We start from the raw sequence: 20,798 nt of genomic DNA, 5'->3' as shown, positions 1-20,798 counted from the left end.
ATCCGCGGGAATGACGGCGGCCGGTCATTTCGACGCCTTTCGCAAGGCCAGGCGCACCAGGGCATCAAGCGTCGCCCCCGCGCCCAGTTCGTCATTGGCGGCCGCGACTGCGCTGCTCGCCTCGGCGGGCTTGAACCCGAGATTGAGCAGCGCCGATACCGCATCCGCCGCCGCGCCCGGCGCCACCGCCGCGAACCCCGCGCTGCCGAACGCCGCCCCGCCGGCCTTGTCCTTGAGCTCGTTGACGATGCGCTGCGCGAGCTTAGGCCCCACGCCATTGGCCCGCGAGATCATCGCCGCGTCGGCGCGGGCGACGGCGGTCTGTGCTTCCTCGGGCGAGAGGATCGACAGGATTGCCAGCGCGACCTTGGCGCCCACGCCCTGGACCGAGGTCAGCAGCCGGAACCAGTCGCGCTCGCTGGCCGAGGCGAAGCCCATCAGGCGGATCGAATCCTCGCTGACCAGCATCTCGGTATGGATCGTCACCAGATTGTCGATCGCGCCCAGCGCGTCGAGCGTCCGCGCCGAGGCGCCGACCAGATAGCCGACGCCGTTTACGTCGATCACCGCATGATCGGCGCCGGTGGCGGCGAGGCGGCCCTTGAGGTGCGCGATCATCGCCGCATCGCCGTGCGGAAAGTCACAAAAGTACCACCATCTCGCGTGCGCGGGCGCGTCCGGGCCGGGGATGCGGTTATCGAGAGGAGAAGGGCGCCCGCAGTCATGCGACGGGACATAAGCGGAACATGGCGCTGTAGGAAAGCGAAATCAGGGAATGCGACGCGCGCTGGCGAGATGGTGGGCGTGGCAGATCGCCACCGCCAGTGCGTCGGCGGCGTCGGGCCCGTCGATCTTCAGGCCCGGCAGCAGCCGCGCGACCATGGCATGGACCTGGGCCTTTTCGGCCCGGCCGGTGCCGACCACGGCTTTCTTGACCAAGGTCGGGCTGTATTCGCCGACCTCGAGCCCGGCGCGGGCCGCGGCGCAGAGCACCACGCCGCGGGCCTGGCCGAGCTTGAGGGTCGATTGCGGATTGGCGTTGACGAACACTTCCTCGCACGCCGCGGCCTGGGGGGCGTGATCGGCGATCAATGCGGTGAGCATGGCGTCGAGATGGGCGAGCCGCCGCGGAAGGGGGGCGGCGGAATCGGTCTTGAGGCGGCCGTTGGCGATGTGGCTGAGGCGGTTGCCCTCGGCGCGGATCAGCCCCCAGCCGGTAGTGCCGAGGCCGGGATCGAGGCCGAGCAGGATCAAATTCCCTCTCCCATTGGGAGAGGGAGGGAGGCGCGCAGCGCCGGAAGGGTGAGGGCAGAAGTAAGGGTGCTGCCCTCACCCTTCCCACTCGCTGCGCGAGCGGGCCCCTTCCCTCTCCCAACGGGAGAGGGAGCGTGGATCAACCCAATTTCTCCATCACTTCGTCGGGGATCTCGTAATTGCCCCACACGGTCTGCACGTCGTCATCGTCGTCCAGCACGTCGAGCAGCTTGAGGAGGGTCGCGGCGTCGCCTTCGTCGATCGTCACCATCGTCTGGGGCTTCCAGGCGAGCTTCGCGCCTTCGGCTTCGCCGAGCACCGGCTCGAGCGCCTTGGCGACTTCGTGAAGATCGCCGACCGCGGTCCAGATTTCGTGGCCGTCCTCGGACGAGGTCACGTCCTCCGCACCCGCCTCGAGCGCGGCTTCGAAGACCTTGTCGGCGTCGCCCGCTTTGGCCGGATAGCTGATCAGCCCGACGCGATCGAAGCCGTGGCTGACCGAGCCCGGCGCGCCGAGATTGCCGCCATTCTTGCCCATGCCGGTGCGGACATTGGTGACGGTGCGGTTGCGATTGTCGGTGAGCGTTTCGATGATCAGCGAGACGCCGCCGGGGCCGAAGCCCTCATAGCGGATTTCCTCGTAATTCTCGGCATCGCCGCGGCTCGCCTTGTCGATCGCGCGGGCGATATTGTCCTTGGGCATCGACTGCGCCTTGGCGGCGTTGACCGCCGCGCGCAGCCGCGGGTTCATGTCCGGATCGGGCATGCCCATCTTGGCCGCGACGGTGATTTCGCGGCTGAGCTTGGAGAAGGCACCCGAGCGCTTCTTATCCTGTGCGCCCTTGCGGTGCATGATATTCTTGAATTTGGAATGGCCTGCCATGGAATCCTGTCCGGTACGCGGTCTTTAGACGCCGCTGATGGTAACTGCCGTGCCCGACGCCGAAACCATCAGCATCGAGCCGCTCTTGCCGATCACTTCATAGTCGAAATCGATGCCGATCACGCCGTTCGCGCCCAGATCCTGCGCCTCGGCGGCGAGCTCGTCGAGCGCGGTCTTGCGCGCCTGCTTGAGCGGGCGCTCATAGCTGGCCGAACGCCCGCCGACGATGTCGCGAATGCCGGCGAAGAGGTCGCGAAACACGTTGGCGCCGATGATCACTTCGGAAGAGACCACGCCATGATAGCGGGTCACCTGGCGGCCATCGACCGCGCTCGTCGTCGTCAGGATCATCGGCGTTTCCCCTTATGCCTCAGTGCAGACCGAGGGCGTTGCGATAGGTTTCGAGCAAGGCGTCGGCCTCGTCGCGGTGATGCTTTTCCATCTTACGCAGCCGCACGATCGCGCGCATCGTCTTGGTGTCGAAGCCGGTCGACTTGGCTTCCGAATAGACGTCCTTGACGTCGTCGGCGATGCCCTTTTTCTCTTCCTCGAGCCGCTCGATGCGCTCGATGAACAGGCGCAATTGCTCGGCGGAAATCGAATCGGACATGAAAGGCTCCTGAAGGTGAAGTGCGGGCGATAGAGAAGCGGCACGCGCGGCTCAAGGGGCGGATCGGTTTGCATGGAGGCGCTGGGACCTTTACCGCATGCGCATGACCCTGTCCCACCGCGTCGCCCGCTGGCTCCTTCTGTTCGGGGCGCTGATCGCGCTCGGCAGCCCTGCCACCGCCCAGAATCCGCCGGGCTTCGCCGACGAGATTCGCGCCTTTGCCGAGGCCGATGCACTGCAGATGCCGGCGAAGGGCGGAATCCTGTTCGTCGGCAGTTCGAGCATCCGGATGTGGGAAGGTCTGGCGCAGGATTTCCCCGGGCTGCCGGTGCTCAACCGCGGCTTCGGCGGATCGACGATCGCCGAATCTATCCATTACGCCGATCGCATCATCCTGCCTTATGCGCCGCGCACGATCGTCTTCTATGCCGGCGACAACGACATCGCCGGCGGGCGCAGCGCCGAGCAGGTGCTGGGCGATTTCCAGACGCTGGTCGGCTTCGTTCATGCCTGGCTGCCGCGCACGCGCATCCTCTATATCGCGATCAAGCCGAGCATCGCGCGCTGGTCGATGGTCGGCGAGATTCGCAAGGCCAATGCGCTGATCGAGGCTTATACCAGGACGTCAGACCGGCTGGGGTTCATCGATATCTTCCCGGCGATGCTGGGCGCCGACGGGAAGCCGCGCGCCGATCTGTTGCGCGAGGACGGGCTGCACATGACTCGCGCGGGCTATGTGATCTGGCGCGATGCGGTGAGGCGCGCGTTGGGCGAGCGCTAGAGCCGGATCAGGCTCCCTGGAATCCCACCCCGGCGTAGGCCGGGGCCCAGCTTCGATGTGCTCGAAGCAGCATCGCCTTCTCGAACAGCTCGCAACTGCGCCCCGGCCTTCGCCGGGTGGAGGGGGATTCAGTCGGCTTACCGCCCCGGCTCGGTCATCGAGGGGGGATCGCTGGCGGGGAAGCTTTCGTCGAGCGCTTCGTCGAGCATGTCCTCGGTCGGATTAAGCTTCAGGCTTTCTTCCATGCGGGCGAGCTGTTCGGGAGTCGCGGCGCCCTGGTTCTGCGCCTTCCACTCGGCATAGGGCATGCCGTAGACGATCGCGCGCCCCTGATCCTTGGTCATGTCGCCGGCCTCGGCGACCCAGTCGCCCAGGCAATTGCGACAGAAGCCGGCCAGCCCCATAATATCGACATTCTGCGCGTCGCTGCGGTGGCGCAGGTGGCGGACCAGCCTGCGGAATGCCTTTGCGGCGACGGCGTCGTCGAGCGTTTCTAGCGTTGCCATGGGACCTCCGGAGTTGATCCTGCGGCATTTGGGGCTAGAGGCAAGTCGGCACAAGCCGAGGATGACAGCGATGATAATGGCAATAAGCCCCCGTTCGCGGAAAGTGCGCGTTCTCGCGACGCTGGGACCGGCGAGCGACACCCCGGAGATGATCGAGCGGCTGTACCAGGCCGGTGCCGACGCCTTCCGCATCAACATGAGCCACGGCGACCAGGCCTCGAAGGTGCCTTTGTTCGCGGCGATCCGGGCGATGGAGAAGACCAGTGGCCGGCCGACCACGATCCTGGCCGATTTGCAGGGACCCAAGCTGCGCGTCGGCAAGTTCGCCGAGGGCAAGGTGATGCTCGTCGCCGGGCATGAATTCATCCTCGATCGCGATCCGACCCCGGGCGACGCCACCCGTGTCGAGCTGCCGCACCGCGAGATTTTCGAGGCGGCGCATCCCGATGCCCGGCTGCTGCTCGACGACGGCAAGCTGGTGCTGCGTGTGATCAGCAATTCGGCGGACCGGATGACGACGATCGTCGAGGTGGGCGGCATGCTCTCCAACTCGAAGGGGCTCAACGTCCCCGACATGGTGCTGCCGATGGCGGCGCTGACCGAGAAGGATCGCAGCGACCTGGCCTTCGCGGTCGAGATGGGGGCCGACTGGATCGCGCTCAGCTTCGTCCAGCGGCCCGAGGATCTGATGGAGGCGCGCCGGCTGATCGGCGGCAAGGCGGCGTTGCTCGCCAAGATCGAGAAGCCGTCGGCGATCGCCCGGCTCGACGAGCTGATGGAGCAATGCGACGGCGTTATGGTCGCGCGCGGCGACCTGGGGGTCGAGCTGCCGCCGCAATCGGTGCCGCCGATGCAGAAGCGGATCGTCGAGACCGCGCGGCGGATGGGCAGGCCGGTGATCGTCGCGACGCAGATGCTCGAATCGATGATCGAGACGCCCTCGCCGACCCGCGCCGAAGTCTCCGACGTCGCCACCGCGGTCTATGACGGCGCCGACGCGATCATGCTTTCGGCGGAGAGCGCGGCGGGCAAATATCCGATCGAATCGGTGACGATGATGAATTCGATCGCCGATGCGGTCGAACGCGATCCCGGCCATGGCGACCGCGTCCACTTCACCGTCACGCGCCCCGATCCCACCACCGCCGACGCGCTGGCCGAGGCGGCGAAGAATATCGCGCGCACCGTCTCCGCCGCGGCGATCGTCTGCTTCACCAGCTCGGGGTCGACCGCGCGGCGCATCGCCCGCGAGCGGCCCACCGTGCCGATCATGGTGCTGACGCCGAAGCTCGAGACGGCGCGGCGGCTGGGGCTGCTGTGGGGGGTGCATGCGGTCCACACCCGCGACGTCGAATCGTTCGAGGAAATGGTCGCCAAGGCCAAGCGGATGGCGCTGCGCCACCATATCGCCGCTGCGGGCGATCGTATCGTGGTCTGCGCGGGCGTGCCGTTCGGGACGCCGGGCTCGACCAACGTGCTCCACGTCGTCACGCTGGTCGGCGACGAACTCAAGGGCCACAGCGGCGCCGAGGGCGGCTGAAGCCAAGGAAAAGGCGCCGGCGGATCGCTCCGCCGACGCCTCTTCGCTAGTTCGGATGCGCGTACGCGATCAGGGGCTGTCGGGTTCTTCGGTTGCGAGCACGACGGTGACCGCGAGCGCGGTCACGACCAGGCCTACCCCGATGATGTACGGAATCTTCGGACCGTCGAGTTCGGACTCGTCACCGCCGGAGGTGGCGGCGCGCGACAGCGACAACGCCGCGGCCGAATCGGCGGCAGCCAGGGTCGGGGTGGCGACGGTGGCGAGGGCAGCGGCGCCGATCAGCGCCTTACGGATGAGCTTCATATTCGTCTCCAGACTGGGCTGACGCGCGGCGAATGCCGCACCCCTGCTGTAGACGCCTAGAAGCGCACGATGTTTCGGATTCGTGACGACCGACGCATTTTCTTGCGCGGTGCAGCACAGAAGTCACAATTCAGGCGGGAAGCAGGCGCAGCCGAGCGAGTTCGGCGCGGAAGTCCGTGGCGTTCGTGAACAGGACCGCGTGGATTCCCGCGTCCGCCGCCCCTGCGATATTGGCCGGATTGTCGTCGACGAACACCGCATCGGGGCCCGCGAGGCCGAAGCGATCGAGCGCCAGCGCGTAGATGGCGGGATCGGGCTTCACCATCTTCTCGTCCCCCGAGACGACGATGTCGCGAAAGCGGCCGAACAGGCCCGCATGCCGCGGCATCCATTCGCGCCAGAACTCGCCCGAGAAATTGGTGATCGCGAACAGCGGCACGCCCGCCGCGTCGAGTTCCTCGACCAGCTCGATCATGCCCGCGACCGCGGGGCCGACCGATTCGTGAAAGCGCGGGCCCCAGGCGGCGATCAGTTCGGCATGCTGCGGATAGCGCGCGCTCAGCTCGGCCGAGGTCTCGGCGAACGGACGCCCGGCATCATGCTGGAAGTGCCACTCGTGGGTCACGACTTCCGCCAGAAACGCGTCGAGCGCTTGATCGTCGCCGATCAAGCGCTCGTAGAGATTCCGCGGATCCCAGTGAAACAGCACATTGCCGACATCGAAGATGACGGCATGCGGCTGCGGCACGATCAGCCCTGGCGGGCCTTGAACCGACGGTTGGTCTTGTTGATCACATAGATGCGCCCGCGACGACGGATCACGCGGTTGTCGCGGTGACGCCCCTTGAGCGACTTCAGTGAATTCACGATCTTCATGATCGATTCGCTTCTCGAATTACGGTGTGGAAAAAGAAGGCGCTCGCCTAGATGCGCGCAGAGCCCAAGTCAACCCGCCGCCGCATCCGGAACGACTCCTTGACACCAGGGTTGAAAGTAAGGCGGGACGTTCCGACCGCAAGCCAGGAGGTGTCCCGTGAACAAGATCATCAGCACAGCAATCGCCGGGACCGCCCTGCTCGCCGGCGGCTGCACCGCGTCCACCCGCAACGCACCCGTCGAGGCAACGCGCTATCATCTCGGCCAGCCGATGGAGCGGACCACCATCGCGATCGAGCCGATGACCGGCGCCGCGCAGCTCAGCCCCGAATATCAGCTCTATGCCGATGCCGTCGGCGCCGAGCTCGGCCGCCTCGGCTATGTCCAGTCGAGCAGCGAGATGGCGTCCGGCTATATCGTCGCGGTTTCGTTCGTGCGTGCGCCGCGCGGCGAGTTTCGCGAGCGTCCGCCGGTTTCGATCGGGCTGGGCGGCGGCAGCTTCGGCAGCGGCGGTGGGGTTGGCGGCGGCGTGTCGTTCGGGCTCGGCGGCAAGCGCCGCGACGTGACTGCCTCCGAATTGTGGGTCCAGCTGCGGCGCCGCAGCGACAATACGACCGTGTGGGAAGGCCGGGCGATGACCGATTCGATCAGCGGCGCGAGGGGCAGCGATCCACGCGATACCGCCGCGCGTCTGGCACGCGGGCTGTTCAAGGACTTCCCAGGAGAGTCGGGGATCACTACCACGACGCGATGAGCATCCAAATCAACGCCGCATTCGATGGCGGCAACATCCGGGTCGTCGCGATCGAAGGCGATCGCGTCGACCTGGAGATCGCAAAGGACCACGCGTCCGACTTCTACCAATGGTTCTACTTCCGCGTGAGCGGTGCGAAGGGTCGCGAACTGACCTATCGCATCGTCAACGCCGGCGGCGCCGCATACGCCTTTGGCTGGCCGGGCTATCGCGTGCGCTGGAGCAGCGACCGGGAGGATTGGCGCGCGGGCGACGGCGCCTATGCCGATGGCGTGCTCAGCTTCACGCACCGCGCTGAATCTGACCTGGTCTGGTTCGCTTATTTCGCGCCTTATTCGATGGAGCGGCATCACGATCTCGTGACTCGCATTGCCGCCTTGCCCGGCGTCAGCCACCGCGAACTGGGGGTGACGCTCGACGGCCAGCCGATCGACTGCCTGAGCGTCGGCGTCGGCCCCAAGCAGATCTGGTTCTATGCCCGCCAGCATCCCGGCGAGACGATGGCCGAATGGTTTATGGAAGGCGCGCTGGAGAAGCTGACTTCGGGCGACGCGACCGCGACTGCGCTGCGCGAGAAGGCAACGCTGCACCTGGTCCCCAACATGAACCCGGACGGATCGCGCCGCGGCCATCTGCGCACCAATGCCGCGGGGGTGAACCTAAACCGCGAATGGCATGCGCCCAGCCCTGAGAAGAGCCCAGAAGTGCTCGCGGTGCGCAATCGGATGGACGAGACCGGCGTCGCCTTCGCGATGGACGTGCATGGCGACGAGGCGATCCCCGCCAATTTCCTTGCCGGCTTCGAGGGCATTCCCGGCTGGACCGACGCGCAAGGCGAGAAATTCTACGAATTCTCCCGCCGCCTCGCCGCCGCCACGCCCGATTTCCAGACCGAACTGGGATATGAGAAGTCGGCGCCAGGCCGCGCAAATCTTTCGATGTCGACAAACCAGCTTGCGGAACGTTACGGTGCCGTATCGATGACGCTGGAAATGCCGTTCAAGGATCATGTCGCCAATGCCGACCCCGATTTCGCCTGGTCGCCCGCGCGCTGCAAGCTGCTCGCGCATGCCAGCCTGGACACCCTCGCCGGCATGATCGACGAAATTTGATCGACATTCGCGAAGGGGGACTCGACGACCCGAAGGTCGTCGCCTTGCTCCAGCACCATTTCGAAAGCATGCTGGCGAACACGCCGCAGGGCAGCTGCCATTTCCTCGATCTTTCGGGGCTGCGCGGCCCCGACGTGACCTTCTGGAGCGCATGGGACGGCGAGGATCTGCTCGGCTGCGGCGCACTCAAGCAGCTCGACCCGCAGCAGGGCGAGATCAAGTCGATGCGCACCGCCGCCGAGCATCTCCGCCGCGGCACCGGTGCGGCGCTGGTATCGCATATCCTGGCGGCCGCACGCGCGCGGGGCTATCGCCGGATCAGCCTGGAGACCGGCTCGCACCCGTCGTTCGAGCCGGCGATCGCACTCTACCGCCAGTTCGGCTTCACCGATTGCCCGCCTTTTGCGGGCTATAAGGAAGATCCGCACAGCCGCTTCCTCTCGCGGGTGCTTTGAAAAAGGGGAATGCCATGAATCGCCTGACGATCGCCCTGCCCGCCCTCGCGATGCTCGCCGGATGCAACGCCGAACCGACGATCAAGGCGGAAAATGCCTCGATCGCGGACGTCGCGGCAGCCGCCAAGGATGCGATCAAGCTCGAGCCCGGCAAATGGGAGACGAAGATTGCACTTCTGTCGCTCGACGGCCCTGGCCTTCCCCCCGAGATCGCGACCTCGATGAAGCAGCAGATGCAGGAACAGACGGTCGAGACCTGCCTGACCCCCGAGCAGGTCAAGACGCCGCCGCAGGATATGTTCGGGGCTGCAAAGAACTGCACCTATGAGAAGTTCGAGATGACGGCCGGCAAGATGGACGGCACCCTTTTGTGCAAGAACGCGCCGGGTACGCCCTCGGGCGAGATGCGCATCGCGGTGTCGGGCACCTTCGCGAGCACAAGCTATGAAGTGACAAGCGAAGCCGCGATGACGATGCCGCCGATGCCCGGTGGACCGGCCGCCGGCGGCAAGGTCGCGATGAAGACCAGGGTCGTCGGCAAGCGCCTCGGCGACTGCGACGCCCCGAAAGCCGGCTGAGGCGCCACCGCGATCAGGATCGGTGGACATGCTTGTGAGCGACGCCGCAGCCGCTAAGGACGGGCTGCACAGCTAAGAGGCCCCGCCATGACCAAGCTCGTCCTGATCCGCCACGGCCAGTCGGCCTGGAACCTCGAAAATCGATTCACCGGCTGGTGGGACGTCGACCTGACCGAACAGGGCACGCGCGAGGCGTGGGCTGCGGGAGAGTTGATGCGCGAGCGCGGGCTCGATTTCGATCTCACCTTCACCAGCTTCCAGAGCCGCGCGATCAAGACGCTCAACCTCGCGCTAGAGGCGATGGGCCGGCTGTGGTTGCCGACCGAGAAGGACTGGCGGCTCAACGAGCGCCATTATGGCGGGCTGACGGGTCTGAACAAGGCCGAGACCGCGGCGCTGCACGGCGACGACCAGGTCAAGATCTGGCGCCGCAGCTTCGACATTCCGCCGCCGCTTCCCGAGGAGGGTTCGCCCTGGGACCTGGCCCAGGACGCGCGCTATCACGGCGTCGCGATCCCGCAGACCGAGAGCCTGAAGGACACGATCGCGCGGGTGCTGCCTTATTGGGAGAGCCGGATCGTACCCGAGATTCGGGCAGGCAAGCGGGTGCTGATCTCCGCGCACGGCAATTCGCTGCGCGCGCTGGTGAAGCATCTGTCGGGGATTTCGGACGACGAGATCACCGGGCTGGAGATCCCGACCGGGCAGCCGATCGTCTATGAGCTGGACGATGCGTTGCAGGCGACCGACCGCTATTATCTGAGCGAGCGCTGACCTGACGGCGGTAACCATGTCCCAATCCAAGCGATAGCTGAAAGACCTCTTCGAACAGGAGGTCTTAATGCCTAAGTACGCATCCCGCCGGTCGCTAAACCGGATCGCCCGCTGCCATCGGCATGAAAATTGTGAGATCGTCAGTCGCCGGAGCTCTCTCCCCAACGGGTTGCCCTCGCCCCCCTCCCCCACTAACAACCGCGCTTCCACGCACCCGGGGCAGCTTGTGGCACCTATAGTCGGCATCATCATGGGCAGCACCTCCGATTGGGAGACGATGCGCCACGCCGCGCGGATCCTCGATGCGCTGGAGGTCCCCCACGAGACGCAGGTCGTCTCGGCGCATCGCACCCCGCAGCGGCTCTACGACTATGCCACCGATGCCGCAGGCCGCGGGCTGAAGGTGATCATCGCCGGCGCGGGCGGCGCGGCGCATCTGCCGGGCATGGCCGCGGCGATGACGCATCTGCCCGTGCTGGGCGTGCCCGTGGAGTCCAAGGCGCTGAAGGGGATGGATAGCCTGCTCTCGATCGTCCAGATGCCCGGCGGCATTCCGGTGGGCACGCTGGCGATCGGCAAGCCCGGCGCGATCAATGCGGGGCTGCTTGCCGCCGCGATCCTCGCGACCTCCGATGAGGCGCTGTCCGCGCGGCTCCAGGCCTGGCGCGCGCAGCAGACTGCCGACGTCGCCACCGATCCCGCCGCCGAATGAGCGCGCTGCCCCCCGGCTCGACCATCGGCATATTGGGCGGCGGCCAGCTCGGGCGGATGCTCGCGGTCGCGGCAGCGCAGCTGGGCTACCGCACCCACGTCCTCGCCCCCGATGCCGAAAGCGTCGCGGCGCAGACCGCCTCGACCTATACCCGCGCCGATTATCACAGCCGCATCGTCCTCGACGATCTGGCCGACCAGGCCGACGTCGTCACCTATGAGTTCGAGAATATCGCGCTCGGCCCCGTCGAATATCTCGCGACCAAGGTTCCGGTGCGCCCCGGCCCGGCCAGCCTGGCGATCGCGCAGGACCGGACGCGCGAGAAGGAATTCGTCGCAAAGCTGGGCGGCAGCACCGCGCCCTGGGCGCCGGTCTCGACGCTCGAGGAATTGCGGGCGGCGATCGAGCGCATCGGTGCGCCGGCGATCCTCAAGACGCTGCGGCTCGGTTATGACGGCAAGGGGCAGGTCCGCATCCACGACGCCGCGGAAGCCGAAGCCGCCTGGGCCGCGATCGGCGAGCGCCCGGCGATCCTCGAAGGTTTCGTCGACTTCAGCCACGAATTCTCGATCATCACCGTGCGCGGGCTCGACGGGACGCTGGCCAGCTATCCGCCGCCGTGGAACGAACATAAGGACGGCATCCTCGCCCGATCCTCGCTCCCCGCCCCGCCCGAGATCGCGCGGCACTGGGCGATCGCGGCGGCGCTCTCGGGCCGGGTCGCCGAGGCGCTCGGCCATGTAGGCGTGCTGACGCTCGAATTTTTCGCGACGCCCGAAGGCCCGATCTTCAACGAAATGGCGCCGCGCGTGCACAATAGCGGGCATTGGACGATCGAGGGCGCCGAAACCTCGCAGTTCGAAAACCATATCCGCGCGATCTGCGGGCTGCCGCTGGGGAGCACGGCGCTCACCGGTACGCGCATCGAGATGGACAATCTGATCGGCGACGAAGCCAATGCCTGGCCGACGCTCTTCGCCGAACCGGGCGCGCATCTGCATCTCTACGGCAAGGGCAACATCCGCCCCGGGCGCAAGATGGGGCATGTCACGCGGGTGACCCGCTAGGGGAGCGCCACGCGGATTCGCCGATAGCGCGCTTCGACGAAGCTGTACGCCCCGAACAGCGCCAGCCCGATTCCCACCGCGATCAGCAGCCACTTGCCGCCGGGCTGATCCTGCAGCGCCTCGAGCGCGTCGGACATCGCCCCGGCCTCGCTCGCCTTGGTCTGCCAGGCGGCGACCGCGAAGAAGCCCGCCAGGATCGCGAACACCACCCCGCGCGCGCCATAGCCGATCCGCCCCATCGTGCAGACGTGCGAGGGCAGATTGCCGGCCAGATCGTCGATGAAATCGCCCTTATACGCCTTGCGCGCCTGCTGGACGGTGCCGAACAGGAAGCAGGCGGCGACCAACCCCACCAGCAGCCAGCCGAGCGGCTGTTCGAGCAGCCAGCCGGTCCAGTCGCGCGCGGCGGCATCGTTGGGCGACGCGCCCCCGCCGCTGCGCGGATGCAGGGCGAGCTGCACCGCGCTCCAGGCGAGCAGGACGTGCGCGACGCCGCTGAACGCCATCCCGCCGCGCTTGGTCAGACCCTTTGCATCATTGTCGAGCCGCTCGGGATTGGTGACCGCCTCGGCCAGCCGCCACAACGCATAGCCGGCAAGCCCTGCCGCGATGACCAGGATCAGCGCCGGCCCGAACGGCTTGTCCGCCAGCGAGGCGATCGCGCCCTTATTGTCCGTGGTCTCCCCGCCGCGCAGCGCGGCATCGACCGCGAACCAGCCGATCAGCAGATAGACGAGCCCGCGGGCGGCAAAGCCCAGCCGCGCGAGCAGCGTCGCGGTGGATTCGGATAAAGTAATGGCATGGCCCCTTCTTGTTGCGAGCGGCCAACTCGCGATGCGGCGGGACGTTCCCGCGCGTGCCGGGCGACGCCAGCTTCAGCCGCGGACGCCTGGCCCTGGCCGAAAAAAAGGGCTCGCCTCCGATCGGAAGCGAGCCCCTTATTTCTCAGCCGAAGCCTGGTCTCAGGCGCGCGTGCCCGAGATCGGGAAGGCGCCGAAGGCACCCGCGGTGACGGTGCCGTTGATCGTGTCGCCATCCACGGTGACGTCGCCGGTCAGCGACATCGGCATCGGCACGGTGATGTCGATCGTGAAGGTCAGGCGATCGCCGTCGACCTTGCCGTCCTTGACTTCGGTATTGCCCATCGCGCCCGAAAAGGTGCCGGTGAAGGTATCGCCCGCGCTCTGCACGGTCAGCGTCGACTTCTGGTCACCCATCGGGGTCTTGGCTACCGTATCCCAGCTGCCATCCACATTCGCCATGTTCGTCTCTCCTGATTATTTCGCCGCGGAAGCAGCCGGAGTCGCAACCGCCGCTGCCGGGACCACCTCGACAGGCAGGCCGATGCTGTCAAGCTGCGGCTTGACCTTCGCGGCGTCGCCGACGACCACCCAGACGAACTTGTCCGGGTCCAAAGCGGCGCGTGCCGCAGCGTCAAGCTGGGCCGCGGTCATCGCCCGATATTTTTGCGCGACGCTATCGTAGAAATCGTCCGGCCGGTGGCGGATGTCGTTCTGCTGCATAGCCGAGAGCACTGCCCCCGAGGTTTCGTAGCGCCCCGCCAGCTCGCGAGTCGTGCCGTTGATCTCGCGCGTCAGCTCGGCCGCGGTCACGCCCTTGGTCCCCAGGAAATCGCGGACCTGCGCCTGGATCGCCCGAATCGAATCGCCGGTGCGATCAGACTGCACCGGCGCGCTGATCGTGTAGGGCACCGCCTGCTCCAGCCAGTTGAACCCGCCGCCCGCGCCGTAGGACCAATGCTTGTTCTCGCGCAGTTCCATGTTGATCCGCGACAGGAAGCCCGAGCCGAGTACCTGGTTGGCGGTCAAGTGGGTGAGCAGCTCGTCGGTCGGCTTGAGCGGTGTCATCTGCGCCGCCAGGATCAGCGATTGCGGCGAATCGGGCCGATCGATCAGCACGATCCTGGGCGCGACCTGTTGCGGGGCGACCGCAAACGCCTTGACCCCGGCGGGCCCCTGCCCACGCCAGCTGCCGAAGCGCGCCTCCAGCGCTGATTGCACTTCGGTCAGCGGACGATCGCTGACGACGAAGATCTTCGCCTTATCGGGGCGGATCCAGGCGCGGTAGAAGGCGACCAGATCGTCGCGGGTCAGCGCCTTCACCACGGCGGGATCGCCCGAGCCAGCGGCCAGCTTCGCATAAGGGTTGCGCGCGCCATAGACCAAAGGCGGCAGCGCGCGATTGGCGAGCCCCGCCGGGGTGGTCAGCTCGGCGGCGATGCTGGTGAGCAGGCTGGCGCGCAGGCGCTCGACTTCGCCGGGCGCGAAGGCCGGATTGCGGACGACGTCGGCGAACAGATCGAGCGAGCCGGCGAGATTGGGGCTCGGCATCGCTACCGACAGATAGGTGCGATCGGCCGAGCTGCCCGCGCCGATCGTCGCGCCCAGCCGCTCGCGCGCCTCGGCGATCGCGCTCGAATCCCTGGTCGTCGTGCCTTCGTCGATCAGCGACAGCGCCAGGCTCTGGGTGCCGAGCTTGCCGTCCGGGTCGGCGGTGACGCCCGCATCGAAGCTGATCACAACCTGCGTGGTCGGCACCGCATCGCGATGGGCGTAGATCAGCTCGATGCCGTTGGAGAGCTTGGCGCGGCGGACGTCGGGGAAATCGAGATCGCCGATCGCCGCCACGCCGGGCAGGGCGCCGCGCGTGCCCTGCACCGCCGGCTGGGCCGGCGCCGCGGGCTTCGGCGCGGCGGCAACAGGCGCCTGCGCTTCCTCATAGGCATCGCGCTGGCCGGGCTCGACCATCAGCGTGAGCGCGGGGCGAGTCAGCCATTTGCGGCCCGCGGCGCGGACCTGCTCCGGCGTCACCCGCGCCATCGCCTCGAGCTGCTTTTTGTAGAAAGCGGGATCGCCCGAATAGAGCTCGCCCGAAGCCAGAGCGACCGCCTTGCCGCCGAAGCCGCCGACCGATTCGAGGCCGAAGATGCGGCCAGAGACGTTGGTGGTCGCGACGCGCTGGACTTCGTCGGCGGTCGGGCCGTTCTGGATCAGATCGGCGATGATCGCGTCGAGCCGCTTGTTCACCGTCGCGGGATCGACGCCCGGCCTGACGATCGCCTGCACCTGAAACATGCTCAGCTGCGACATCGACTGGACCCCGGCGGACACTTGCACCGCCAGTTTCTCGCCGCGCACCAGCGCATTGTCGAGCCGCGAGCTGGCGAGCCCTCCCAGCACTTCGCCAAACACTTCGAGCGGCACCGCATCGGCGTCATTCATTCCCGGCACCGCCCAGCTGCGCAGGATCAGCGTCGCCGCGACGCGGTCCTTCATCACCACGGTCTTGGCCTGCGGCAGCGTCGGGATTTCGACTTTGGGAGCCACCGTCTTCGGACCCGGCTTGATCGCCGCGAAATATTTCTCGACTAGCGGACGCGCTTCCCTCGCGTCGATATCGCCGGCCAGCACCAGCACCGCATTGTTGGGCCCATAATGCGAGCGGAACCAGTTCTTCACATCCTCCAGGCTCGCCGCATCGAGATCGGCCATCGAGCCGATGACATTATGGCCATAAGGCGTGCCCGCGAGCAGCTCGTCGAGCAGCTTGTAATAAAGCAGGCCATAAGGCTGGGTATCGCCCTGGCGCTTCTCGTTCTGGACGACGCCGCGCTGCTCGTCGAGCACCTCCTGGCCGATCGCGCCGAGCAGATAGCCCATCCGATCGCTTTCTAGGAACAAGGCGCGATCGAGCGCGGGGCGCGGCACGGTCTCGAAATAATTGGTCCGGTCGAAGCTGGTCGTGCCGTTGAAATCGGTGGCGCCCGCCTGCTTGAGCGGCTCGAAGAAATCGCCCGGCGCATTTTCCGATCCGTTGAACATCAGATGCTCGAACAGGTGCGCGAAGCCGGTCTTGCCCTTGGGCTCATGCTTCGAGCCGACATCGTACCAGGTCGAGACCGCGACGATCGGCGCCTTGCGATCGGTATGGACGATCACGCGCAGGCCGTTGGCGAGCGTGAAGCTCTCATAGGGGATATCGACGCGCTTCACGAGCTCGGCGACCGGCGCCGGTTTGGCCGCGGGCGCGACGGTCTGTTGCGCGGCGGCGGGCAGAGAAGCGGTGGCGAGCGCCAGGGTAGCGGCGCTGCAAAGCATCTGGAAGGATTTCATGGGGTTCAAACCGTTTCGGAAAAGCGAGGATGGCGGATCATAACGTGCCCCCTATGCGCTGCAACCGAATCCGGCGCGCGTCCTGGCCCTTTGCGCCCCACCTCATTTGCACTAGCCTTGAACCTGGAGCGTCCCCCCGAAAGACCTGGCTATGCGCATCGCTTTGTTTTCCATCGCATTTTCGCTGGCCTTCGCCGCGGCGCCGACGCTCGCCCAGCCTGCCCCCGCCGAACCCATATTCCGAGCCGATGCGATCCACGCGGACATAACCTTCCTCGCCGACGACCAGCTCGAGGGCCGCGACGCCGGCGCGCGCGGGCATAACATTGCCGCGCTGTTCGTCGCCAATCGCTTCCAGGCTCTGGGACTCAAGCCCGGCGGCAACGACGGCGGCTGGTATCAGCAGGTGCCGCTCGCCGAACATGCGCTCGACGACGCCAAGCCCGCCACGCTGACCATCGGCACGACCAAATTCACCAACGGCGGCGACGTGCTGATCTCGGCCAGCCCGCGCTACGGCAACGACACCCAGACGCTGTCGGGCGAGGCGGTGTTCGTCGGCTACGGGCTCGAGTCCGATTATGCCGGGCTCGACGTGAAGGGCAAGTTCGTCGTCACCCTGATCGGCCTGCCCAAGGGCGTGACGCAGGAGGCGGCGCGCGCCGCCGGGGGCAGCGATCGGCCGGTGATCGCGGGGCGCCACGGCGCGCTGGGTGTGCTCTATCTGATCAGTCCGGACAATCTGCGCGGCGCCTTCCCCTGGCTCCAGGCGACCGGCTATTTCCGTGAGCCGCAGACCAACTGGCTGAGCCCGAGCGGCTTTCCGGGCGGCGAGGATCCGGGCGTGCAGATCGGCGCCTATATCAACCCGACCGCCGCCAAGGCGCTGTTCGCGGGCGCGCCGATGTCTGCCGAGCAGGTCTTCGCCGCGGCTCTGGCCGGGCCGGTCAAGGGCTTCGCGCTCGCGCCGCGCCTCACCACCGCACGGACGAGCAAGGTCCGCATCGTCCGGAGCCCGAACGTGATCGGTATCCTGCCCGGATCCGATCCCGCGCTTGCCGCCGAATATGTCATGCTCTCGGCGCATCTCGATCATGTCGGGGTCGATCGGGCGCGCGAAGGCGACCAGATCTTCAACGGCGCGATGGACAATGCCGCCGGGGTCGCGACGATGCTCGAGGCGGCGCGCGCCTTCACGGCGAGCGGGGTCCGGCCCAAACGCTCGGTCGTCTTCGTGGCGCTCATCGCGGAGGAAGACGGGCTGCTCGGCTCTTCCTATCTTGCCCGCTATCCGGTGACCGGCGCGGGCAAGCTCGTCGCCGACGTCAACCTCGACATGCCGATCCTGCTCTACGATTTCCAGGACGTGGTCGCCTATGGCGCCGAACATTCGACGATGGGCGAGATCGTCGAGCGCGCCGGCGCGCGGATGGGCGTCACCGTCTCGCCCGATCCGATGCCCGAGGAGAACTTCTTCCTGCGCTCGGACCATTACAGCTTCGTCAAGGCGGGGGTGCCCTCGGTCTTCCTGATGACCGGATTCAAGAATGGCGGCGAGAAAGCGTTTCGCGACTTCCTGGCGACGCATTATCACAAGGTATCGGACCAGCCCGGCCTGCCGTTCGATTGCGCGGCGGGGGCGAAGTTCGCGCGGCTGAACTATCTGATCGCGCGCGAGATCGCCGACGCGGCCGAGGCACCGCGCTGGTATGAGGGCAACAGCTTCGGCGACCGCTTCGCGAAGGGTGCGCCGCGGGCAGTCCGGCCGGCAAAGTGAAAATCTCTCCCTGCGTCCCGCCATCCTTGTGTTGCTATTTGGTCACACCATATCTGAGGCGATACGACATCAGGGGATGACATGAACCTCGAAAAATTCACCGATCGCGCCAAGGGATTCCTCCAGTCGGCGCAGACCGTGGCGATCCGCATGAGCCACCAGCGGATTTCGCCCGAGCATCTGCTCAAGGCGTTGCTCGAGGACGAGCAGGGCATGGCGAGCGGCCTGATCGGCGGTGCCGGTGGCGATCCCAAGCGCGCGCTGGCCGAAACCGATGCGGCGCTGGCGAAGGTGCCCGCGGTCTCCGGCGGCGGTGCGCAGCAGACCCCGGGGCTCGACAATGACGCCGTCCGCATCCTCGATTCGGCCGAGCAACTCGCCGCCAAGTCGGGCGATGCCTTCGTCACGGTCGAGCGGCTGTTGCTCGCGCTGTCGCTGGCCTCGACGACGGCAGCGGGCAAGGCGCTTGCCGCCGCCGGCCTGACCCCGCGGGCGCTGAGCGCGACGATCGAGAAGATCCGCGCCGGCCGCACCGCCGACAGCGCCGGCGCCGAGGATCGCTTCGACGCGCTCAAGAAGTTCGCGCGCGACCTCACCGAAGCGGCGCGGGACGGCAAGCTCGATCCGGTCATCGGCCGCGACGAGGAAATCCGCCGGACGATCCAGATCCTCGCGCGCCGCACCAAGAACAACCCCGTCCTGATCGGCGAACCCGGCGTGGGCAAGACCGCGATCGCCGAGGGCCTCGCGCTGCGCATCGTCAACGGCGACGTCCCCGACGGGATCAAGGACCGCAAGCTGATGGCGCTCGATATGGGCAGCCTGATCGCAGGCTCGAAATATCGCGGCGAATTCGAGGAACGGCTGAAGGGCGTGCTCGACGAAGTGAAGGCCGCCGCGGGCGACATCATCCTCTTCATCGACGAGATGCACACGCTGATCGGGGCGGGCAAGACCGATGGCGCGATGGACGCATCGAACCTGCTCAAGCCGGCATTGGCGCGCGGCGAGCTGCACTGCATCGGCGCGACGACGCTCGACGAGTATCGCAAATATGTCGAGAAGGACCCCGCGCTGCAGCGGCGCTTCCAGCCGGTGTTCGTCGGCGAGCCGACGGTCGAGGATACGATCTCGATCCTGCGCGGGCTCAAGGAAAAGTACGAGCTGCACCACGGCGTGCGGATCACCGACAGCGCGCTCGTCGCGGCCTCTACCCTCTCCAATCGCTACATCACCGATCGCTTCCTGCCCGACAAGGCGATCGATCTGATGGACGAGGCCGCGAGCCGGATCCGCATGGAAGTCGAGTCCAAGCCCGAGGAGATCGAGAATCTCGATCGCCGCATCATCCAGCTCAAGATCGAGCGCGAGGCCCTCAAGAAGGAGAGCGATGCGGCGTCGAAGGACCGGCTGGCGAAGATCGAAAGCGAACTCGCCAATCTCGAGCAGCAATCGAGCGAGCTGACGTCGCGCTGGCTTGCCGAAAAGGACAAGATCAACGCCGAATCCCGGATCAAGGAGCAGATCGAGGCGGCACGGATCGAGCTCGAGCAGGCGCAGCGTTCGGGCGATCTCGCCAAGATGGCCGAGCTCAACTACGGCACCCTTCCTGCGCTGAACAAGCAATTGGAAGAGGCGCAGGCGACCACCAAGGGCGCGATGCTGCGCGAGGAGGTGACCGCCGACGACATCGCCGCGGTGGTCGCGCGCTGGACCGGAATCCCGATGGAGCGGATGCTGGAGGGCGAGCGCTCGAAGCTGCTCAACATGGAAGGCGAGCTCGGCAAACGGGTGATCGGCCAGGCCGATGCGGTGAAGGCGATCGCTACCGCGGTGCGCCGCAGCCGCGCGGGACTGCAGGATCCCAATCGGCCGCTCGGCTCCTTCCTGTTTCTTGGGCCCACCGGCGTGGGCAAGACCGAACTGACCAAGGCGCTCGCCGAATTCCTGTTCGACGACAGCTCGGCGATGGTCCGCATCGACATGAGCGAGTTTATGGAAAAGCATGCCGTCGCCCGGCTGATCGGCGCCCCCCCGGGCTATGTCGGTTATGAGGAGGGCGGCGTGCTAACCGAAGCGGTTCGCCGTCGGCCCTATCAGGTGGTGCTGTTCGACGAGGTGGAGAAGGCGCATTCGGACGTGTTCAACGTCCTGCTCCAGGTGCTCGACGACGGGCGGCTGACCGACGGCCAGGGCCGCACGGTCGATTTCTCGAACACGATCATCATCCTGACGTCGAACCTGGGCAGCCAATATCTGTCCAGCCTTGGCGACGGGCAGAAGGTCGAGGATGTCGAGCCGCAGGTGATGGACGTGGTGCGCGCGCATTTCCGCCCCGAATTCCTCAACCGGCTCGACGAGATCATCCTGTTCCACCGGCTCGCGCCCGAACATATGGCGCCGATCGTCGACATCCAGCTGGGCCGGGTGGCGAAGCTGCTGGCCGATCGCAAGATCCGCATCGAGCTGAGCGATGCGGCGCGGGCGTGGCTGGGCCGGGTCGGCTACGACCCCGTCTATGGCGCCCGCCCGCTCAAGCGCGCGGTCCAGCGCTATGTGCAGGACCCGCTCGCGGACCTGATCCTGAGCGGCGACGTAAAGGATGGTTCGGTGGTGCGGATCGACGAGGGAGATGGGGCGCTGCTGCTCAGCGTCGGCTAGTTCGCGCAGGGCGGCCGTC

At 66.8% G+C, this 20,798-nt stretch carries 23 protein-coding genes and 1 pseudogene; 11 read left to right on the top strand and 13 right to left on the bottom strand.

What is annotated here, in order from left to right; all coding sequences use genetic code 11:
* Positions 1–24 precede the first annotated feature (24 nt).
* From ruvA to OKW87_RS14800, 5 genes are all read right to left on the bottom strand, one after another.
* The gene (ruvA, locus tag OKW87_RS14820; protein ID WP_265540671.1) at positions 25–618 is read right to left on the bottom strand and encodes a Holliday junction branch migration protein RuvA; all 594 of its coding nucleotides are present in this window, start codon (positions 616–618) and stop codon (positions 25–27) included.
* A 150-nt stretch (positions 619–768) separates the two neighbouring features.
* Positions 769–1,254, bottom strand: a complete 486-nt coding sequence (gene ruvC / locus OKW87_RS14815) for a crossover junction endodeoxyribonuclease RuvC (protein WP_265540670.1) — start codon at positions 1,252–1,254, stop codon at positions 769–771.
* Positions 1,255–1,393: 139 nt separating this feature from the next.
* A complete protein-coding gene (locus tag OKW87_RS14810) occupies positions 1,394–2,137 on the bottom strand; it encodes a YebC/PmpR family DNA-binding transcriptional regulator (RefSeq protein WP_265540669.1) in 744 nt (247 codons plus the stop codon).
* A gap of 24 nt (positions 2,138–2,161) precedes the next feature.
* On the bottom strand, positions 2,162–2,488 hold the full coding sequence (locus OKW87_RS14805; RefSeq protein WP_265540668.1) for a heavy metal-binding domain-containing protein: 327 nt from the start codon (positions 2,486–2,488) through the stop codon (positions 2,162–2,164).
* Positions 2,489–2,507: 19 nt separating this feature from the next.
* Complete coding sequence (locus OKW87_RS14800) at positions 2,508–2,747, bottom strand: DUF2312 domain-containing protein (protein ID WP_265540667.1); 240 nt, start codon at positions 2,745–2,747, stop codon at positions 2,508–2,510.
* A 103-nt stretch (positions 2,748–2,850) separates the two neighbouring features.
* On the opposite strand from OKW87_RS14800, the gene OKW87_RS14795 reads away from it, so the two are divergent.
* Positions 2,851–3,528: an SGNH/GDSL hydrolase family protein gene (locus OKW87_RS14795; RefSeq protein WP_265540666.1), complete on the top strand. Its 678-nt coding sequence runs from the start codon at positions 2,851–2,853 to the stop codon at positions 3,526–3,528.
* A gap of 137 nt (positions 3,529–3,665) precedes the next feature.
* Here OKW87_RS14795 and OKW87_RS14790 read toward each other — a convergent pair whose 3' ends face one another.
* The gene (locus tag OKW87_RS14790; protein ID WP_265540665.1) at positions 3,666–4,034 is read right to left on the bottom strand and encodes a DUF1244 domain-containing protein; all 369 of its coding nucleotides are present in this window, start codon (positions 4,032–4,034) and stop codon (positions 3,666–3,668) included.
* Between the two features lie 70 nt (positions 4,035–4,104).
* Between OKW87_RS14790 and pyk the strand changes: the two genes are divergently transcribed.
* A complete protein-coding gene (gene pyk, locus OKW87_RS14785) occupies positions 4,105–5,574 on the top strand; it encodes a pyruvate kinase (RefSeq protein WP_265540664.1) in 1,470 nt (489 codons plus the stop codon).
* A 69-nt stretch (positions 5,575–5,643) separates the two neighbouring features.
* On the opposite strand, the gene OKW87_RS14780 is transcribed toward pyk, so the two are convergent.
* The 3 genes from OKW87_RS14780 to ykgO all read right to left on the bottom strand — a co-directional run bounded on the left by OKW87_RS14780 (position 5,644) and on the right by ykgO (position 6,756).
* The gene (locus OKW87_RS14780) at positions 5,644–5,880 is read right to left on the bottom strand and encodes a hypothetical protein (protein ID WP_265540663.1); all 237 of its coding nucleotides are present in this window, start codon (positions 5,878–5,880) and stop codon (positions 5,644–5,646) included.
* 130 nt (positions 5,881–6,010) lie between these two features.
* Positions 6,011–6,628, bottom strand: coding sequence for an HAD family hydrolase (locus OKW87_RS14775; protein WP_443025055.1), 618 nt, complete (start codon positions 6,626–6,628; stop codon positions 6,011–6,013).
* 2 nt (positions 6,629–6,630) lie between these two features.
* A complete protein-coding gene (gene ykgO, locus OKW87_RS14770; protein ID WP_066482602.1) occupies positions 6,631–6,756 on the bottom strand; it encodes a type B 50S ribosomal protein L36 in 126 nt (41 codons plus the stop codon).
* Positions 6,757–6,913: 157 nt separating this feature from the next.
* On the opposite strand from ykgO, the gene OKW87_RS14765 reads away from it, so the two are divergent.
* From OKW87_RS14765 to OKW87_RS14735, 7 genes are all read left to right on the top strand, one after another.
* Entirely contained in the window at positions 6,914–7,510 is a 597-nt protein-coding gene (locus tag OKW87_RS14765; protein WP_265540662.1) for a DUF4136 domain-containing protein, read from the top strand.
* Positions 7,507–8,622 carry a M14 family metallopeptidase gene (locus OKW87_RS14760; protein WP_265540660.1) on the top strand — a complete coding sequence of 372 codons (1,116 nt, stop codon included), beginning with the start codon at positions 7,507–7,509 and terminating at the stop codon, positions 8,620–8,622. Before OKW87_RS14765 ends, OKW87_RS14760 begins: the two co-directional genes overlap by 4 nt.
* Positions 8,619–9,077 carry a GNAT family N-acetyltransferase gene (locus OKW87_RS14755; RefSeq protein ID WP_265540659.1) on the top strand — a complete coding sequence of 153 codons (459 nt, stop codon included), beginning with the start codon at positions 8,619–8,621 and terminating at the stop codon, positions 9,075–9,077. The genes OKW87_RS14760 and OKW87_RS14755 overlap by 4 nt, the downstream gene beginning before the upstream one ends.
* 14 nt (positions 9,078–9,091) lie before the next feature.
* Complete coding sequence (locus OKW87_RS14750) at positions 9,092–9,655, top strand: DUF3617 domain-containing protein (protein ID WP_265540657.1); 564 nt, start codon at positions 9,092–9,094, stop codon at positions 9,653–9,655.
* An 87-nt stretch (positions 9,656–9,742) separates the two neighbouring features.
* A complete protein-coding gene (gene gpmA / locus OKW87_RS14745; protein WP_265540656.1) occupies positions 9,743–10,429 on the top strand; it encodes a 2,3-diphosphoglycerate-dependent phosphoglycerate mutase in 687 nt (228 codons plus the stop codon).
* 250 nt (positions 10,430–10,679) lie between these two features.
* A complete protein-coding gene (purE, locus tag OKW87_RS14740; protein ID WP_265544145.1) occupies positions 10,680–11,141 on the top strand; it encodes a 5-(carboxyamino)imidazole ribonucleotide mutase in 462 nt (153 codons plus the stop codon).
* Positions 11,138–12,208, top strand: coding sequence for a 5-(carboxyamino)imidazole ribonucleotide synthase (locus OKW87_RS14735; RefSeq protein WP_265540654.1), 1,071 nt, complete (start codon positions 11,138–11,140; stop codon positions 12,206–12,208). The genes purE and OKW87_RS14735 overlap by 4 nt, the downstream gene beginning before the upstream one ends.
* On the opposite strand, the gene OKW87_RS14730 is transcribed toward OKW87_RS14735, so the two are convergent.
* The 4 genes and pseudogenes from OKW87_RS14730 to OKW87_RS14715 form a co-directional block, all read right to left on the bottom strand.
* Complete coding sequence (locus OKW87_RS14730; RefSeq protein ID WP_265540652.1) at positions 12,205–12,792, bottom strand: DUF1206 domain-containing protein; 588 nt, start codon at positions 12,790–12,792, stop codon at positions 12,205–12,207. The genes OKW87_RS14735 and OKW87_RS14730 overlap by 4 nt on opposite strands.
* A 33-nt stretch (positions 12,793–12,825) precedes the next feature.
* A pseudogene (locus tag OKW87_RS17570) lies at positions 12,826–12,930 on the bottom strand (DUF1206 domain-containing protein); the annotation flags it as partial.
* A gap of 240 nt (positions 12,931–13,170) precedes the next feature.
* Entirely contained in the window at positions 13,171–13,470 is a 300-nt protein-coding gene (locus tag OKW87_RS14720; protein ID WP_265540648.1) for a hypothetical protein, read from the bottom strand.
* 15 nt (positions 13,471–13,485) lie between these two features.
* Positions 13,486–16,341, bottom strand: a complete 2,856-nt coding sequence (locus OKW87_RS14715) for a M16 family metallopeptidase (protein WP_265540647.1) — start codon at positions 16,339–16,341, stop codon at positions 13,486–13,488.
* A 151-nt stretch (positions 16,342–16,492) separates the two neighbouring features.
* Here OKW87_RS14715 and OKW87_RS14710 point away from each other — a divergent pair, with 151 nt between their 5' ends.
* Positions 16,493–18,118 carry a M20/M25/M40 family metallo-hydrolase gene (locus OKW87_RS14710; RefSeq protein WP_265540646.1) on the top strand — a complete coding sequence of 542 codons (1,626 nt, stop codon included), beginning with the start codon at positions 16,493–16,495 and terminating at the stop codon, positions 18,116–18,118.
* Between the two features lie 81 nt (positions 18,119–18,199).
* On the top strand, positions 18,200–20,779 hold the full coding sequence (gene clpB / locus OKW87_RS14705) for an ATP-dependent chaperone ClpB (protein ID WP_265540645.1): 2,580 nt from the start codon (positions 18,200–18,202) through the stop codon (positions 20,777–20,779).
* The last annotated feature ends 19 nt before the right edge of the window (positions 20,780–20,798 follow it).

Source organism: Sphingomonas sp. M1-B02 (genome assembly GCF_026167525.1).
GTDB lineage: Bacteria > Pseudomonadota > Alphaproteobacteria > Sphingomonadales > Sphingomonadaceae > Sphingomonas.
This window is presented reverse-complemented; position numbering and strand designations above follow the sequence as displayed.